Below are 15052 nucleotides of genomic sequence, written 5' to 3'. Positions count from 1 at the left end.
GGATTGCGATGCGTTTCCCCTGCGCGACGGTATTCACGGACATGATTTGTTTACGATTCGCCTCCTTCCCTTAACCATTTCTTAATCCTCCCTGCTGTATGATAAGCAAAGAAAAGCTTTTGGAGGATAGCATGAAAGTAAAGAAACCATCTAAAAAAATGATCGTTGCACTGGCAATCGTCATCGCCGGGATCAGTATCGCCAGTTACTTCGGCGTAACGAACGCCGCCGGCAGCGACCTGCCGGAGACCATACTACGCGAATATCCCGTTACCCGCGGCGATATCACCGCCGGCGTCAGCGGACAGGGCGTGCTGCATTACGACTCCACGCCACAGAATTTCAGCGACGTCGTCACCATAGGCGAAGCCCTAGTAAAGGCCGGGCAGACTGTCAAAGCGGGCGACAAGCTTGCCGTGGCGGACGAGAAAAAATTAAACGAAGCCGTAGAAGCTGCGCAAAGCGAGCTTGAAAAAGCCCGCATTGCTTTGAAGCAGGCAAAAAGCGCAAAAACGCTGGGCGAACTCAATGCACAAAAAGAGGCAGCCTCACAGGACGCAGGCAGCGCGGAAGCGGATGGTCAGCTCACGCAGGCCAAAAACGCAGTCGATTCTCTCCAGCAAAAGGTCGATTCTCTGACCGCACAGGTCGGTGAGCTCGACGCACAGATAGCCGCCCTTCCTGAGGGCGATCCGCAGTCCGCAGAGCTCAATGCCAGACACGAAGCCCTCTTAACAGAGCTTGAAGCTGCCAGACAGGAGCTTGAAAGCGCGCAGCAAAACCGCTCTTCCCTGGAAGACGCAAAAAGCAGGCAGGAGGAAGCGCAGGCCAAAAATGAGGCGATCGACAAAAAGATCGCCGGCGCCAATTCCGGCAGCCTCAGCAGCGCCATTGACCTCGCCCAGCTCGATGTGGACGCCGCGCAAAAGAAGGTCGACCAACTGCAACAAATCAAGGACGATCCCTACCTTTACGCAAGTACGGACGGCGTTGTCCTTTCCCTCGACGCGGCGGCGGGTGCTGAGACAAAGCCTGAATCCCCTGTCGCCGTCATCGGCGATCCCAATGCGAAAACAGTCGTTGTTCCCATCTCACAGTCTGATATCGGCAAAATCGAGGAGGGGCAGGCTGTGGAATTTACGCTGGATGCGTTCGGCGACCAGAAATTCACCGGCAAGGTTCTCTCGCGCAACCTTGTCCCGATCAAGGACAGCAATCCCATTTCCTATAACGTCACAATTACCGTCGATCCAAACGAGGCGGAAATGCTGGACGGCATGAGCGCCAACGCAACCATCGTCTTAAAGCAGCAAAAAGACGTATTGCAGCTTTCCAACAAGGCTATCTTTGTCCACGAGGGCAAACAATACGTTAAGATGAAAAACGACGACGGTACCCTGCGCGACGTGGAAATCCAAACGGGATTTTCAGACGGCAAGGTAAGCGAGATCACCGGCGGCCTTTCCGAGGGCGACACCGTTGTCGTGGAAGGTTGACATTATGAGACTGATTGAAACGCTGCGCATCGTGTGGATCAACCTGATGCAGAACAAATTCAAGGTGCTGTTAACGTCCCTTGGGATCATTGTGGGCGCGGTCACCATCGTTATGGTCATTGCCATCGGCAAAGGCGGCGAAGCAGAAATCGCCGGACAGTTCAAAGGCCTTTCCGCAGAAACCATCTATGTCAATCCTGATTACGGCAAGATGTTTGGTTCGGATATGGATATGTCCGCAATCCCCAAGCTGACGCTTGAAAATATGCAGCAAATGCTTGACGAAAACAGCTATTTGCAGGATATCACCCTGCGCGCCAGCTATTATGCCGAAGCCGTCATTAATGGCCAAAAAGCATCCTCGCAAATAACGGGCGTGCTCGAAAATTATGAAAAGATCAATAGCCTTGCTGTCGCGCAGGGCGTAAACATCTCCGACGCAGACGTAGAAAACGAGGCCCGCGTAGCCGTCATCGGCGACGGACTGGCGCAAAAGTATTTCAAAGGCCCGGAGGACGCAATCGGCAAATCCATCAAGGTCGGCGAGCAGCAATACAAAATCATCGGCGTTTTGGAACGCAAAGGCGACGGCATGCAGGGCGTAAATCCGGACGATACCATCTTTATCCCCTTTTCTACGGGCGAGCGCTTTTTGGGGGACGATTACACCATTCCCCAGATCGTCGCCATGGCGGATAATATAGGCCATGTGCAGGCTGCCATGAAGCAAATGCAGGGCACGCTCGACTATATTCTGGAGGACGGCAGCGCCTATATGCTCGAGGATGCGGGCAGCCGTATAGACGCGGCCATGGAATCCGCCCGCACCATGAACGTGCTCTTGATCTCCGTGGCGACCATCGTGTTTATCGTCGGCGGCATCGGAATTATGAACGTGCTTTTCGTATCGGTCAAAGAGCGCACCAGGGAGATCGGCATTCTAAAGGCGCTCGGCAGCTCCAAAAGGGATATCATGACGCAGTTCCTGTTGGAATCCGTCATCATCAGCCTGTTCGGTGGCCTTGTGGGCGTGGGCTTATCCTATGCCTGTATGCCGCTGATGGACTACACCGACATTCCCGTGCTGCCATCGATAGACGGACAGGTCATCGCGCTGCTGTTTGCGGTGGTGACGGGTACCCTATTCGGTTTTTACCCCGCATACAAAGCGTCCCGCCTAAAACCGATCGACGCTTTGAATTATGAATAAACAACCATGAAAGGAAAACAAAAAACATGAAAAAGATTCTTATAGCAGTCCTCTCAACCATATTGTTTCTCTCCCTCGCAGCATGCTCTGCGCCCGCAGCGCCGGAAGCTTCCAGCGTTCCCTCCGAAAACAGCGCCCCCGCAGAGGGCGAGGCTTCCCCTTCCGAAGGCGCCGACGGCACGGGCGTCAAGACTGTAACGCCCCTGTACGGCAAGGTCAAATCCCTTGTGGGCAACAACCTGACACTCGACCTCGCCAAGCAGCCGGAGGGCGGCGACGCGTCGACGGTCATACCGGAAGGCGCGGTGCCGGATACCGGTGAACATGAAGCGTCTGTGGGCAACAGCAAAAGCGTCACCGTTACCGGCGGCGACGAGGGCGCGAGCGAAGGAGAAGGCGAAGCCAACAGCATTTTCTTTGCCGAAGACGCAAACGGCAACGTCGTACAGGTAAATCCGGAGGACATGCCCAAATTGGAACTCGAATACACGGGCGAAACAAAAGATCTTACCATTCCCGCAGGCCTGAAGATTTACGACTCTGTCGGCAAGGAGATCAAAATGTCCGACTTGAAAGAAGGCAACGTACTGATGGTGATGCAAAGCGAGAACGGTTCTATCGAGTCGATCACCATTATGGAGTAGGCAATGGAACATTTTTTGGCGATTGAGAATGTGAACAAATCTTATACGGTCGGCGAAGAAAGCCTGCATGTTTTAAAGGACATCACACTTTGCGTAGAACGGGGCGAGTACCTGACGGTGCTCGGTCCGTCCGGCAGTGGTAAATCAACGCTGATGAATATCCTTGGATGTATGGATACGCTCGACTCCGGAACCTATTTTCTGGATGGCGAGGCTGTGCACGAGCAAGGCGACAACGAGCTTACCCTGCTCCGCAACAGGAAGATCGGTTTTATCTTCCAGAAATACCATCTGGTGCCGCAGTATACCTCATTGCAAAATGTAATTATGCCTCTTTTGCTGCGCGGCTACGCACGCGCGCAGGCAATCGAGGAAGCAGAGGAAAGCATTCGGCTCGTAGGGCTTACAGACAGGATCAGGCATCGTCCGAGCGAACTTTCGGGCGGACAGCAGCAACGCGTAGCAATCGCGCGGGCACTTGTTACAAAGCCCGCCCTGCTCCTTGCCGACGAGCCAACCGGCGCCCTTGACTCCACAACCGGAAAGGAAATACTGAAACTGTTCTGCGAGCTGAATGACGCGGGAAATACGATCGTCATGATCAGCCATGATATTTCCGTGGCACAGGCGAGTAAACGCATCATAACAATCAGCGACGGACGTGTCAGCGAATAAGCGTCTGTGATACTATTGCATCTGTAAGGGAGCGCCTTTGGCGCTCCCTTTTCATATGTTTTGTTTCTGGATTTTCTTCCGAAAATATGATATATTTGTAGCAAATTGAAAGAAAAGGGTAAACTTTAGGCGATGAGTAAAAAGGAAGAGGTATGCGCCCTGCTCGATGAAAAGGGCGTCGCTTATAAAATTGTGGAGCACGAGGCCGCCTTTACTATTGAGGATATGGAGCGGCTCGGAGTGTGCAGCCACGGAAACGTCTGTAAAAACCTGTTTTTGCGCGACGGAAAAGGCAAGCGGCATTTTTTGGTGTGTATCCATAAAGACAAAACGGCTGATCTCAAAAAGCTGGGCGAAAAAATTGGCGCGCGGCTTAGCTTTGCATCTGAGGAACGCCTTGCCAGATATTTAAACCTCACCAAAGGTTCTGTCACGCCGCTTGGCGTACTTTATGACAAAAGCGCGGCTGTCGAGGTGATCTTTGACAGTGATTTCAAGAACGAAAAAAACATCGGCGTGCATCCATGCGAAAATACGGCTACCCTGTTCCTTGATTTTTCAGATTTGGAGTCTCTTGTCAGGGAACATGGCAACAGTGTTGCTTACCTCAGCCTGTAAGCGGCGGTTATATGCTCTGCGGCAAGACGGCGAAAGCGGATTCAGAATATTGTCACGATGCCGGCGTCAAGTCAGCCTATTGTATGAAAACGCCTTTACGCACGCAATAAGCAGGCTTTAAATGCAATGGGACGACCTGACGCAAAACACAGCAAAGGAATTTTATTATGGAAGAACTGGTTACCTGCTCAAAATGCGGAAACGAATTTTCATTTGAACGTATCCCTGTGATCGATGTAAAAAAGCATCCTGTCCTAAAGCAACAGGCGCTGGATCTGTCCCTTTTTCGTGTGAAATGCGGTGAATGCGGGGCAGATTTGATGTTTCCCTATCCCTGCGTTTACCACGATCCTGATAAAAAAATAATGATCCGGCTTATTCCGGATCAATTTACGGTATACGACCTTCCTGCCGCACCCGTCCACAACGAAGACGAGGATACCCTGCGCGACGTACGTTCGATCCATAGCCTCCGTGAAAAAATACTCATCTTTGACCGCGGCATGGACGACCGTGCAATCGAGCTTTTAAAAATACTGACCGTCCAGCAAAATCCGGAACGCTTTGACGCGCACGATCCGGACGTGCTTCTTCTTGCGGATACAAGCGAGGATGCACTCAGCTTTTTTGCGCTCGCAAAGGATGGAAATGATTTTATACTGAAAACGCCTTTAGGCCTCTATGAGCAGATGCTCGGCGAGCTGGATCGGCTCGCCATCGACCGCCCATCATGCTTTCAGTTTGTAGATAATGAATGGATTCTGGAGCAATTCCGTAAAAAGCAGCAATCTTAAAGCCAGCCTGCGGGTTGCGCTTTACTGTTTCTTACCCGTCAATCCTTGTGCTGCTGTACGGAGTCCACTCCATTTCGTCCCCCATACCATGTGCATACAGGCAGGCCTGGTTCCTGCCTTTTTTCTTGGCCTCGTAAAGGGCGATATCTGCCTTCTGGTAAAGCTCTTCAAAGCTTTCCCCATCCTCCGGCCACAGTGCGGCGCCCACGCTGCACGTCACGTTTGCATAAATTCCGTTGTTTTCAAATTCGCTTTCAAACAGCGCTGTGCAGATTGCACGCGCCCTTTTCTCTGTCTCCTGCGCGTCCCGGATGGATTTTACAAAGACGATAAACTCGTCTCCTCCTATCCGGCCCACAATATCATCCCTGCGGAAAAGCTTTGATATCCTGCCCGCAGCTTCCGCAAGCACATGATCTCCAAAAAGATGCCCGTAATGGTCGTTTACATTTTTAAACAGGTCGATATCAATCACCAAAAGCGCCTTGGGAGTTTGATCCGGCGGTTCCGCCAGAAATGAGCGGATTTTCGTTTCAATGCCTCCCCTGTTGAAAAGGCCCGTAAGGGTATCGCGCTCCAGCTGGTCGCGCAAGAGCTCCTCGCGCCGCTTTTGCTCCTCTACATCTTCAAGGATTCCAATCGCACGTACCGCTTTGCCTTCGTCGTCGTAAATGTTGGTGAGCGTGATTTTTCTCCACAGGTAGCGCCCCTTCACGAGACGCGTCCTGACAACGCACGACGCAGAGTGTGCCCCCTCGCGTATCTTCCGGTACATCTCCAAAAACGGCTCCACGGTATCCGGATGGATCGTCCTGTTTTCCACCAGCGAATCCGGCACATTTTCCATATGGTTGGGAATTCCATACATTTCCGCCGAACGGTACGCATGAATCATCACACGCGTTTCAATATTATAATCAAAAATCGTATTATCAGTCTGTGCAAGCGCAAGGCGAAACCGTTCTTCATTGATGCGGAGCTCTTCTTCTATCTTTTTGCGATCCGTAATATCCACAACAATGCAGTCCGCTATATCAAGCCCGTCCACACAAAGAAAATTCCCCTCGACAAGCGCCCAGCGCACCGAACCGTCCCTGCACAAAATCCGGTGTTCGGAACGAAAGCCGCCGCGTCCCGCCTCTTTTGCGTCCCAGACCGTTTTATTGACCAACTGCAGATCCTCTGGCATAATCATGCCGATCATGCTGTTTTGCAGCTCACGTTCTATTTGCTCAGGCGTTCTCTGGTACATAGCGTAAAAACGTTCATTGCCAAAAACCAGGGTAAAAAATTCATCCATCAAAATCCGGCAGACTCCAACCGGCAAATTTTTGATCATACCCGTTGAATCGATATTCGTTTTTCCCTTTAAAACCACAGCCGGCCTTTGCGCCGCGCTGCCTGTGATATTCTTTTCCTTCACTGCTGGATTTCGACCTTCCGTTTTATCGCAGTTTATCAAATGAATGCGTAAGCAACATTTGCAGGAAACTGCTACCCTCAAGAGAACTCCACTTGCCTTTTCGGGCCGATTCACCTCGTACAACATGCGTTAATTGCATTCGCGGCGCTATGTGATTCGTTTCATTTATTTGCTGTAAAAAACTGTAAAAATGCAAGCTCCATATCATACCTTTTTAGAATTATATTGTAACAGGATAAACGCCATTCGTCTATGGTTGCCATCCTTAAATTTTTGCTGCCCGCAGGCGTGCGGGCAGCAAATCCCGTGCCATTCGAACTATTCTCTTTTGCGTTTTTTTACCGTACGCTTCACAAGCCCCGCAAGCTCAGCCGCAAGAATAACGGTAAATGCGATTGCAATAATCTTAAGCCACATTTCAAGCGGAAGCGGCACCGTATTAAACAGCGCCCCGCCAAACTGCGTAATCAGTACCTGAAGCGAAAATGTTACCGCGAATACAAGCAGCATCAGCTTGTTGTTGCCGATATTGCGGAACATACTCCCATCGCCCAGCTCACGGCTGTTAAACGCGTTAAAGAGCTGGAACACCACAAACAGCGTGAAGAGAACGGTGGGTTCCTGTACGGTGCTAGCCCCCATAAAATTCCACGTATGCTGGCACAGGAACACAATCGAGATAAAAATACCGTTAAAAAGAATCCGCGAAAGCATACTCCTCGTTACGATACTCGAATCCCTGCGGGTTGGCTTTCTGTCCATAAGGTCCCCGCGGATCGGTTCCAGCCCAAGCGTAAGGGCCGGAGGGCCGTCCATAATAATGTTGATCCACAACAGCTGCAATGCGGTAAACGGCGAGGCGAACCCCACGAGGATCGAGCAAAGCACCACAATGACAGAGGACAGGTTTACCGTCAACTGGAACTGGATAAACCGTTGAAAATTCTCGTATATCCCGCGGCCCCATTGCACCGCTTTTACAATCGTAGAAAAAGAATCGTCAAGCAGCACGATATCGCTGGCCTCCTTGGAAACCTCCGTTCCGGATATCCCCATTGCGATCCCTACGTCCGCATTTTTGATTGCAGGCGCGTCGTTGATGCCGTCCCCCGTAACCGCAACCACATTTCCCATTTTTTTAAGCGCGTTCACCACGCGCATCTTGACCGCGGGCGTACTGCGGGCAATCACGCGGATTCCGGGCAGCATTTGCGCAAGCTCCTCGTCGGTTGCCTTTTCGAGCCTTCCCGCCTCAACGGCAATATGCCCATTATCCAGTATACCAAGGTCGTTTGCAATCGCCGTCGCAGTGACAATATTATCCCCTGTCAGCATCTTAAGATCAATGCCCGCGCTCCTGCAATGCTTCACCGCGGCAAATACATCTTCGCGTAATGGATCTGTAATTGCGACAAAACCGTCGTAGACCATGTCGCTTTCGATCTTTTCCCTGTTGTCCTCATAACCGCACAGCGTCCCAATCTCCTTGTGTGCAAATGCAATCACCCGGCAGGCCTTCTCCTGGAATCCGGTGATTCCCGATTCTATCTCCTTTTTCAACGAATCGTCAATGCCGCACATCGCGAGTATCTTTTCCGGGCTGCCCTTTGTATAGGCTGTCTTAACCCCGTCCCTCACGACAATACTCGTCATATTCTTGGTCTCCGAGCTGAACGGGAAGGAAAACTCCGGCTCGTTTGTACAACGAATTTTCCTGTAGTCCCACCCGGCCTTGTGCGCCGCCACCAGCAGCGCACATTCCGTTGGATTGCCGATAAATTTCATCGGTTCCTCTTCCAACGATATGTCTGCCGTGCTGTTAATACAGAAGTTAAACAGCAGGTGCTCGTTTTGGAGTTCATCCGGTACGCACATTCCGCTTTCAAGGCCGATATCGGTCACAGTCATACGGTTTTCGGTCAGCGTGCCTGTTTTATCCGAGCAGATCACGTTGATACAGCCTACCGTTTCGCAGGCGATCATTTTCTTCACAAGCGCGTTCTGCTTTGCCATTTTGATGATGTTGATTGCAAGCGAGACCGCCACAATCGTGGGAAGCCCCTCCGGCACAGCCGCGACAATCAGAATGATGCTTGTAATAAAGGCTTCAGATATCGTGTCCAGGGACGCGGTTCCATTCGCAAGGAACGTAAACAGCTGGATCAGGAATACAATCCCTGCCGCAATCGCTCCGAGCAGCGTAATGAGCTTGCCAAGCTTCGCCATTTTTTCCTGAAGGGGCGTGCTCGATTTCTCTGTTGCGGATAATTCCCGTGCAATCTTCCCAAATTCCGTCCTGTCGCCCACGGCAGTCACTACCATCCTGCCGCTGCCGCTTGTAATAAAGCAGCCTGAATACAGCATATTCAAACGCTCTGCGACAGGCGTATCCTCTTTTTCTAGCACAACGTCGGCATCCTTTGCCGCCGGCTCGCTTTCGCCGGTGAGCGATGCTTCGTCCGCATGCAGGGCGCAGCTTTCAATAAGTCTGCCGTCCGCAGAAATTTTGTCGCCTGTTTCCACACACACGATGTCTCCTACCACAATATCCTTTTGCAGGATCATCTGTACCTGTCCGCCGCGCACCACCTTCACCATGATACCTTCATTGATCCGGTTTAAGGCTTCGAATGCCTTCGCGCTTTTTCCTTCCATAATAACGGTAATCACAACCGACAGGAAAATCGCTACGAAAATGCCCACGCATTCGATAAAATCCGCTTCCCCACCTGTCACGGCGCGGATGATATTAACAATCAGCGCAATCGCTGCCGCCATGATCAGCATAATGATCATCGGCTCCGCCGCAGCCTGTGCAATACGCTTTCCAAGGGATAAGGGCTTTTCCCTCGTAAAGCTGTTCCCCCCATAGGTGCGCGCATTTTCCTCCACCTGTGCTTCGCTTAATCCGCAGGCTTCGTCTACTCCAAGCTCCTTTAGCGTTTCGTGTCCTGACTCCATGAACGCTTTCATTCCCAGACCTCCCAATGTTTTTTACAAACAAAAAACCCGTTGCGGCGCAAAAGCCGTACCGGGTCTTAAATCCAATAAAAAAGACCATGCACGCTCCTTTGCGAAGCAATACATGAGTCTCATTAATTAAGGCAAGCCAGACCGTCTCCGGTCAGTATGTTGACGTGCCGCATACAAAAGTGCCGTATGCCAATTACTCCCCCACGGAATATTTGTTTGACTGTAAAAAAATAGTAACATACGCCTTGTGCTTTTGTCAACAAAAAAGGCCCGGCAAATTTACCGGGCCTTTTACCTAAACCGCTTCGCGCAGCTCTATGATTTTATTGTATCCCTTTTCCATCAGGCTTTCCACCTGTCCGTACCATGACGAGGAACCCTCGCAGTAGCGTTTACTGACTGCTTTTGTGGTTTTTCCCGCATAGTATTTTCCGCCTTCGCTGAGATATCTGTCGCGCAGCAGGGTTGCCTGATATTCGATACAGTCTTCCTTGCTGTCAAATTTCATATATCCGCCTTTTCCGTTCTTAAGTCCGCCAAGATTATTGCTGTTCCTTGCAAGGCTGCTCTTTCCAAAGCCGCTCTCCAGCTTTGCCACGGCAATCAGGAACAATGCGTTGATTCCGTGTGTCTGCTCCTTTTCTGCATAGAATGCACCAAGGCCCTCAAGTCCCGTTCCTTCTACCAGCGCTTCCAGCTCTTCTGCTGAAAACCCTGTGACCTGAGTCAAATCACCCATATACTCGTATTTGTAAGGCGGCTGCTCATTTTCCTGTGATAGTTCCAGAATGATCTCCGAGACGTCCATTGCCAGCTCATTGACTTCCTGTTCTTCAGCGGGCGTTACCTCCGCTTGTCCTGCCGTTTCCTGTGCTGCGTCCTCCCGCGGCATTTCCGCCGCTTTTGCTGTCGTTGTTCCTGTCAGTCCGATAACGCATACGGCGACGACCGCAAGGACCGTTCCCGTAATGCTTCTCATGATTCGATTCATTCAACACCTTCAACTTTCCAAAAGACTATTTTTGCATTATAGTATAACTTTTCCATATTGGCAAGCTTTTTTACAATAAATTCACATATTTTTAGGGATGACTATTATTAAAACGCTTCTTTTTCAGTCTTGATTCCCCACATCATTTGATGTATCCTAAAAGCAGTAAGGGAGGGCTTTTTATGGCTTTTACAGAGAACGAAAAAACAGGGGAAAAAAACTATTTCCCGGATTTAAAAAATATTGACGAAATTTTAATTCAAAATCCTGATTTGGGATGCGTTGTCAGCAATAAAATCTCAGTGGAAGGATATGAAATCGGGTGTATGTACCGGGACGAGCCCCTTCCTGACGTCGCAGATTCAGGCTGGGTATTCCTCGCCGGGGATGAAGATGCGGATTACATGAATACGCCCGGCAATATGAGCGCGTTTCCGCTCAATACGATGGCGCATTACGATCCCGCTGTTATTCCCCTTTTGGATGCGGATGTTTTTACGGCATATTGCCGCGATGAAGACGGAAAACTTACGCTTACAGAGCATTTTTTTGACGGCGCGGACGAAGAATCATTACCGGATTGATATTCCGTTTTCAAAAAGGTTACTATTATATTTAGTAATAAATAAGAAACCGGAGCAAACAGATGACTCAAAAACAGGGTACGCTAAGCACGCACGCGCCGCGCGTCAGAAAAAAATATTTGCCGCTTCTCGCGGGGATTGTATGGAGCATTGCAGGCACAGCCGTTTTATCCATCGGCCTTCCTGCGCTCGTTTCCAATTACGCGCAGCTCCCATGGATATCCCTGCTAATCACCGCTGTCGTTTTCTTTTTGTTTTTTAAATTTATCTTTTTCCGGCTGTTTCGCAAACACATGGGGCGCATCGACGCATTTGAGCAGGAAAAGATATGCGCGTTTGCTTTTTTTGACGTAAAGGGCTACATCATTATGGCCTGTATGATCACGTTCGGCATTGTTTTAAGGATGACGGGCCTGCTGCCCCATATTGTCCTGGGAATGCTGTATACCGGCATTGGCCTTGCGATGCTCGGCGCAGCGGCCAGCTTCATCGTCTCTTTCATAAAAAAGCATCTCGCAACCGTAAAATAAACAAAAAGGCTCCGGTGGGAGCCTTTTTACATTGCTCAAAAAATAATTCTTATTTCATAACCTCGCCCACGAGCCTGTTCACAAGCCCGCCGTCCGCCTTACCCTTCACAAGTGGCATCAGGTTTTTCATGATCGTTCCCTTATCCTGCGCGGTTGGTTTTTCGATCCCAAGCTTTTGGAGTACTTCCTTTATGATTGCCATAATTTCCGCTTCATCCATTTGCTTTGGTGCAAACTCGCTCAGAACCTTTTTACGGCTGCGGTTCATTTCCACAAGGTCCTCCCTGCCCGCTTTTTCTGCTCCTGCAAGGCTTTCCTCCGCCTGTTTGATTTCCTTCAGTATAATCGTGTTTTCTTCTTCCTCTGTGAGGTCCTCCCGTTTGTCCTTTGCCTTTGCTTTCAGCGCTGAAAGAAGCAGCGTCAACGTTTCCTTGCGCTGCGCGTCCTTCGCCTTCATTGCCTCGACCATTTCTTTTTGCACTTCCTGCGTCTTGCTCATTCTGGCAGCCTCCTCAAATAAGTTCGTTTGTTACTATTATATCACGCTTTCGCATCATTTTGTCGTTTCATTTTGCATATGGTATGATAGAATGGTTATCAATATAATAATCAAATTTCGGGAGGCGTACGATGAATTTTGAATATGAAGAAAACCGCATTTATGCAAACGACGAAAACGGTAACCTGATTGCCGAGATCACCTTCCCGCCCGTTTCGGACGATACTGTAATCATAGACCATACCTTTGTCGATCCCTCGCTGCGCGGGCAGGGCGTTGCGGCAAAGCTTGTGCGTGCCGCCACAGACCAAATCCGTGAGACAGGTAAAAAAGCCGAGGTGAGCTGCGTCTACGCAGTACGCTGGTTTGACGAACACCCGGACGACTGCGATATTCTGGTGGGATAGCGAGCAAAAACAGGAGGCGAATTCGCCCGACATACTCCGGACAGGTATTTTGTACTCTTCCCATCCGGCCTTTTCTTTATGCTCAACGCGTGATATACCGTTTTCCAACACAAAAAAGAGCCTGAAAATCAGACTCTCGTTTTTTTGACCGGCAGTTCTCAACGCCATGGATACGTTACATAAACAAGCACAATCCCAATGGCAAAGGTCACGAGGCCAATGATCAGCATCGGACGCGTGGCCCCTTCCCATGCACGCTGGTTTGTAAAGGCCCGCCATCTGAAAACAATACCGCCGATCCCCATCAGTACAATCCCCGCCAAAAGAATGATAACGCTCGCTACAAAACCAATTTCCATGTTTACATCTCCGTCATTATGTTATCGTGCGTTATATATAAGTTGCCGGAGGCCTGTCAAAACAGAAACGCTGTAATTCAAACACTTTCCTTTCAAAAATCCCGCTCTCCATTCAGCAACGCCGCCACTTCCCGTTCATGGTCAAATAGCGTACATCCGCCGTGGTGTTCCGCGTCCGCGGCAATTTTACGCAGCTCCCCGAAAAATCCGGAACGCAGTACGGTTTCAATAGAATCCGTTTTCAGGTTCAGCTTTGAATAAGGCGAAAACGGGCACGGCTCCGCCCCGCCGTTTGCGTTGATGTGAAAAAAGCCGCGGCCTGACGCGAGGCAGCCGCCCATCATTTCCTCATCGCCCGGAAACGAAACAAATATCATGTCGTCAAATCCCTGTTTGAATCGTTCAACCTTCTCCTGCATATGCTCAATGTCGAATTTATCCAGCATCAGGTGCTCCGTCCCCGCCTCTATAGGCACGTATTCCACAAAAAACAATACGCCGCATCCGTCGTTTCGCAGGCTTTGCACATAATCGTCGTTCACGACGCTGTCCATATTCTCTTTCGTTACCGTCACGGACGCCCCAAACAGCATTTTCTTTTTCTTAAAATGCCACATCACATCATGCACCGCCTCATATGCGCCTTCCCCGCGCCGTTTATCCGTCATCTCTTTCCCGCCCTCAATGCTAAAAACAGGGATGAAATTCCTGTTTTGCTCAAATAGCGCAAAATATTCCTGATCCATCATCGTCGCATTGGTAAAGACCGGGAAAACCATGTTCCGGAAGCTTGCCGCCACTTCCATCACATCTCTGCGCATAAGCGGTTCCCCACCTGCCAGCAGCACAAACGTCACCCCCAGGCCAGACGCTTCCCGCAGTATTTTTTCCCACTGCGCGGCTGTCATCTCTTCTTCGGTATGCTCGGAACAGGCCCCCGTCGCACGCGAATAGCACCCGGCGCAATGAAGGTTGCAGCGAGACGCAATACTTGCGATGATCAGCGGCGGTACATGGAGGCCCGTTTCTTCGTTTCTTTGCCTTCGCTTCGCGCTCTTTTTGATCTCCGGGGCAATTTTTGCCAAAAAGGCAATTCCCTTTGGGTTATTCAGATAATAGCGGCCCGCAGACTTTACAAGCTGGGCGATTCCCTGATTCATAAATCGATTCAAATCCATATTTATTCTCCATGTGATATGTGGTAGTTGTTTGCAAATTCCTCAATGTGGCGATGCAGCAGGTCGAGCGCTTCTCCCTGCCGTTCCGGCTTGGAATTATACATCAGCACCAGCAATAAAATTGGCCCGTAAAATTGTGTTGCCACCGCGCGGGGGTTCGCCCTCCTGAAATACCCCTCCTGCATCATTTTGTCAAACAAGGCCGTCTGGAACGATAACGCGCCGTCTATAAACCACTCCTCAAACATTCTCGCCGCATCGTTATTCTTGTATTGCTCGATCATAAGGAGGTGTAAAAATTTAACCGCGTACGCATCCTCAACAAAAAACAGGAAGATCGCGTCCACCGCCTTTTTCAGCCAGTCCAAGTCGTTTTCGCCATACTGCCTGTATACCTTTTCGATATCGCCCTGCGGAAGCCTGTAAAACGTCACAGTCTGCTCAAAGCGTTTGTTCATGCCGTCAAGCAGCGTTTCAAAAATTTCATTCTTGCTTTTGAAGTGTTTGTAAAGCGAGCTGTCCTTTATTCCTACGGCATTCGCAATATCCTTTACAGATACGCCGTCATATCCATGAACCGAAAACAATCCCAGTGCTTCGTCCAGTATTGCCTGTTTTGTATTCCGTTTTTCCATTTCATCCTCCAAGGCTAGTGATCACTAGCCTCAGTA

The 15052-nt window shown here is 50.1% G+C and carries 16 protein-coding genes; 9 read left to right on the top strand and 7 right to left on the bottom strand.

Annotation, left to right across the window (positions count from 1 at the left end):
• Positions 1-131 precede the first annotated feature (131 nt).
• From ACS5WU_RS12080 to ACS5WU_RS12055, 6 genes are all read left to right on the top strand, one after another.
• On the top strand, positions 132-1496 hold the full coding sequence (locus ACS5WU_RS12080) for an RND family efflux transporter (protein ID WP_302759891.1): 1365 nt from the start codon (positions 132-134) through the stop codon (positions 1494-1496).
• Positions 1497-1500: 4 nt separating this feature from the next.
• Positions 1501-2706: an ABC transporter permease gene (locus ACS5WU_RS12075; RefSeq protein WP_302759890.1), complete on the top strand. Its 1206-nt coding sequence runs from the start codon at positions 1501-1503 to the stop codon at positions 2704-2706.
• A 26-nt stretch (positions 2707-2732) separates the two neighbouring features.
• Complete coding sequence (locus ACS5WU_RS12070; RefSeq protein ID WP_302759889.1) at positions 2733-3350, top strand: hypothetical protein; 618 nt, start codon at positions 2733-2735, stop codon at positions 3348-3350.
• Between the two features lie 3 nt (positions 3351-3353).
• The gene (locus ACS5WU_RS12065) at positions 3354-4025 is read left to right on the top strand and encodes an ABC transporter ATP-binding protein (protein WP_302759888.1); all 672 of its coding nucleotides are present in this window, start codon (positions 3354-3356) and stop codon (positions 4023-4025) included.
• Between the two features lie 132 nt (positions 4026-4157).
• A complete protein-coding gene (locus ACS5WU_RS12060; protein ID WP_046444576.1) occupies positions 4158-4643 on the top strand; it encodes a prolyl-tRNA synthetase associated domain-containing protein in 486 nt (161 codons plus the stop codon).
• A gap of 167 nt (positions 4644-4810) precedes the next feature.
• A complete protein-coding gene (locus ACS5WU_RS12055) occupies positions 4811-5437 on the top strand; it encodes a CpXC domain-containing protein (protein WP_302759886.1) in 627 nt (208 codons plus the stop codon).
• Positions 5438-5468: 31 nt separating this feature from the next.
• Here the strand turns inward: ACS5WU_RS12055 and ACS5WU_RS12050 are convergent, their stop codons facing one another.
• The 3 genes from ACS5WU_RS12050 to ACS5WU_RS12040 form a co-directional block, all read right to left on the bottom strand.
• Positions 5469-6860 carry a sensor domain-containing diguanylate cyclase gene (locus ACS5WU_RS12050; protein WP_302759885.1) on the bottom strand — a complete coding sequence of 464 codons (1392 nt, stop codon included), beginning with the start codon at positions 6858-6860 and terminating at the stop codon, positions 5469-5471.
• A 318-nt stretch (positions 6861-7178) separates the two neighbouring features.
• Positions 7179-9833: a calcium-translocating P-type ATPase, PMCA-type gene (locus tag ACS5WU_RS12045; protein ID WP_302759884.1), complete on the bottom strand. Its 2655-nt coding sequence runs from the start codon at positions 9831-9833 to the stop codon at positions 7179-7181.
• A gap of 295 nt (positions 9834-10128) precedes the next feature.
• The gene (locus ACS5WU_RS12040) at positions 10129-10824 is read right to left on the bottom strand and encodes a glucosaminidase domain-containing protein (RefSeq protein WP_082103570.1); all 696 of its coding nucleotides are present in this window, start codon (positions 10822-10824) and stop codon (positions 10129-10131) included.
• 182 nt (positions 10825-11006) lie between these two features.
• Between ACS5WU_RS12040 and ACS5WU_RS12035 the strand changes: the two genes are divergently transcribed.
• On the top strand, positions 11007-11408 hold the full coding sequence (locus ACS5WU_RS12035) for a DUF2185 domain-containing protein (protein WP_052740605.1): 402 nt from the start codon (positions 11007-11009) through the stop codon (positions 11406-11408).
• A 62-nt stretch (positions 11409-11470) separates the two neighbouring features.
• On the top strand, positions 11471-11938 hold the full coding sequence (locus ACS5WU_RS12030) for a hypothetical protein (protein ID WP_046444581.1): 468 nt from the start codon (positions 11471-11473) through the stop codon (positions 11936-11938).
• A 49-nt stretch (positions 11939-11987) separates the two neighbouring features.
• On the opposite strand, the gene ACS5WU_RS12025 is transcribed toward ACS5WU_RS12030, so the two are convergent.
• Positions 11988-12437 (bottom strand): GatB/YqeY domain-containing protein, encoded by a 450-nt coding sequence (locus ACS5WU_RS12025; protein WP_046444582.1) that lies wholly within the window; start codon positions 12435-12437, stop codon positions 11988-11990.
• A gap of 131 nt (positions 12438-12568) precedes the next feature.
• On the opposite strand from ACS5WU_RS12025, the gene ACS5WU_RS12020 reads away from it, so the two are divergent.
• Complete coding sequence (locus tag ACS5WU_RS12020; RefSeq protein ID WP_046444583.1) at positions 12569-12844, top strand: GNAT family N-acetyltransferase; 276 nt, start codon at positions 12569-12571, stop codon at positions 12842-12844.
• Positions 12845-13002: 158 nt separating this feature from the next.
• Here the strand turns inward: ACS5WU_RS12020 and ACS5WU_RS12015 are convergent, their stop codons facing one another.
• The 3 genes from ACS5WU_RS12015 to ACS5WU_RS12005 all read right to left on the bottom strand — a co-directional run bounded on the left by ACS5WU_RS12015 (position 13003) and on the right by ACS5WU_RS12005 (position 15016).
• Positions 13003-13203: a hypothetical protein gene (locus ACS5WU_RS12015; protein WP_059108439.1), complete on the bottom strand. Its 201-nt coding sequence runs from the start codon at positions 13201-13203 to the stop codon at positions 13003-13005.
• Between the two features lie 92 nt (positions 13204-13295).
• Positions 13296-14381 (bottom strand): radical SAM/SPASM domain-containing protein, encoded by a 1086-nt coding sequence (locus ACS5WU_RS12010; RefSeq protein ID WP_302759883.1) that lies wholly within the window; start codon positions 14379-14381, stop codon positions 13296-13298.
• 2 nt (positions 14382-14383) lie between these two features.
• Positions 14384-15016, bottom strand: coding sequence for a TetR/AcrR family transcriptional regulator (locus ACS5WU_RS12005; protein WP_046444586.1), 633 nt, complete (start codon positions 15014-15016; stop codon positions 14384-14386).
• Positions 15017-15052 lie beyond the last annotated feature (36 nt).

The sequence above is a fragment of the Christensenella sp. KGMB01412 genome (assembly GCF_055522415.1).
Note: the sequence above shows the minus strand (reverse complement) of the source record. Positions and strands in the feature narration are given on the sequence as shown.

Coding starts and splice junctions, on each gene's coding strand:
- ACS5WU_RS12080 (WP_302759891.1), top strand. CDS start 132: ATGAAAGTAAAGAAACCATCTAAAAAAATGATCGTTGCACTGGCAATC.
- ACS5WU_RS12075 (WP_302759890.1), top strand. CDS start 1,501: ATGAGACTGATTGAAACGCTGCGCATCGTGTGGATCAACCTGATGCAG.
- ACS5WU_RS12070 (WP_302759889.1), top strand. CDS start 2,733: ATGAAAAAGATTCTTATAGCAGTCCTCTCAACCATATTGTTTCTCTCC.
- ACS5WU_RS12065 (WP_302759888.1), top strand. CDS start 3,354: ATGGAACATTTTTTGGCGATTGAGAATGTGAACAAATCTTATACGGTC.
- ACS5WU_RS12060 (WP_046444576.1), top strand. CDS start 4,158: ATGAGTAAAAAGGAAGAGGTATGCGCCCTGCTCGATGAAAAGGGCGTC.
- ACS5WU_RS12055 (WP_302759886.1), top strand. CDS start 4,811: ATGGAAGAACTGGTTACCTGCTCAAAATGCGGAAACGAATTTTCATTT.
- ACS5WU_RS12045 (WP_302759884.1), bottom strand. CDS start 9,833: ATGAAAGCGTTCATGGAGTCAGGACACGAAACGCTAAAGGAGCTTGGA.
- ACS5WU_RS12040 (WP_082103570.1), bottom strand. CDS start 10,824: ATGAATCGAATCATGAGAAGCATTACGGGAACGGTCCTTGCGGTCGTC.
- ACS5WU_RS12035 (WP_052740605.1), top strand. CDS start 11,007: ATGGCTTTTACAGAGAACGAAAAAACAGGGGAAAAAAACTATTTCCCG.
- ACS5WU_RS12030 (WP_046444581.1), top strand. CDS start 11,471: ATGACTCAAAAACAGGGTACGCTAAGCACGCACGCGCCGCGCGTCAGA.
- ACS5WU_RS12025 (WP_046444582.1), bottom strand. CDS start 12,437: ATGAGCAAGACGCAGGAAGTGCAAAAAGAAATGGTCGAGGCAATGAAG.
- ACS5WU_RS12020 (WP_046444583.1), top strand. CDS start 12,569: ATGAATTTTGAATATGAAGAAAACCGCATTTATGCAAACGACGAAAAC.
- ACS5WU_RS12015 (WP_059108439.1), bottom strand. CDS start 13,203: ATGGAAATTGGTTTTGTAGCGAGCGTTATCATTCTTTTGGCGGGGATT.
- ACS5WU_RS12010 (WP_302759883.1), bottom strand. CDS start 14,381: ATGGATTTGAATCGATTTATGAATCAGGGAATCGCCCAGCTTGTAAAG.
- ACS5WU_RS12005 (WP_046444586.1), bottom strand. CDS start 15,016: ATGGAAAAACGGAATACAAAACAGGCAATACTGGACGAAGCACTGGGA.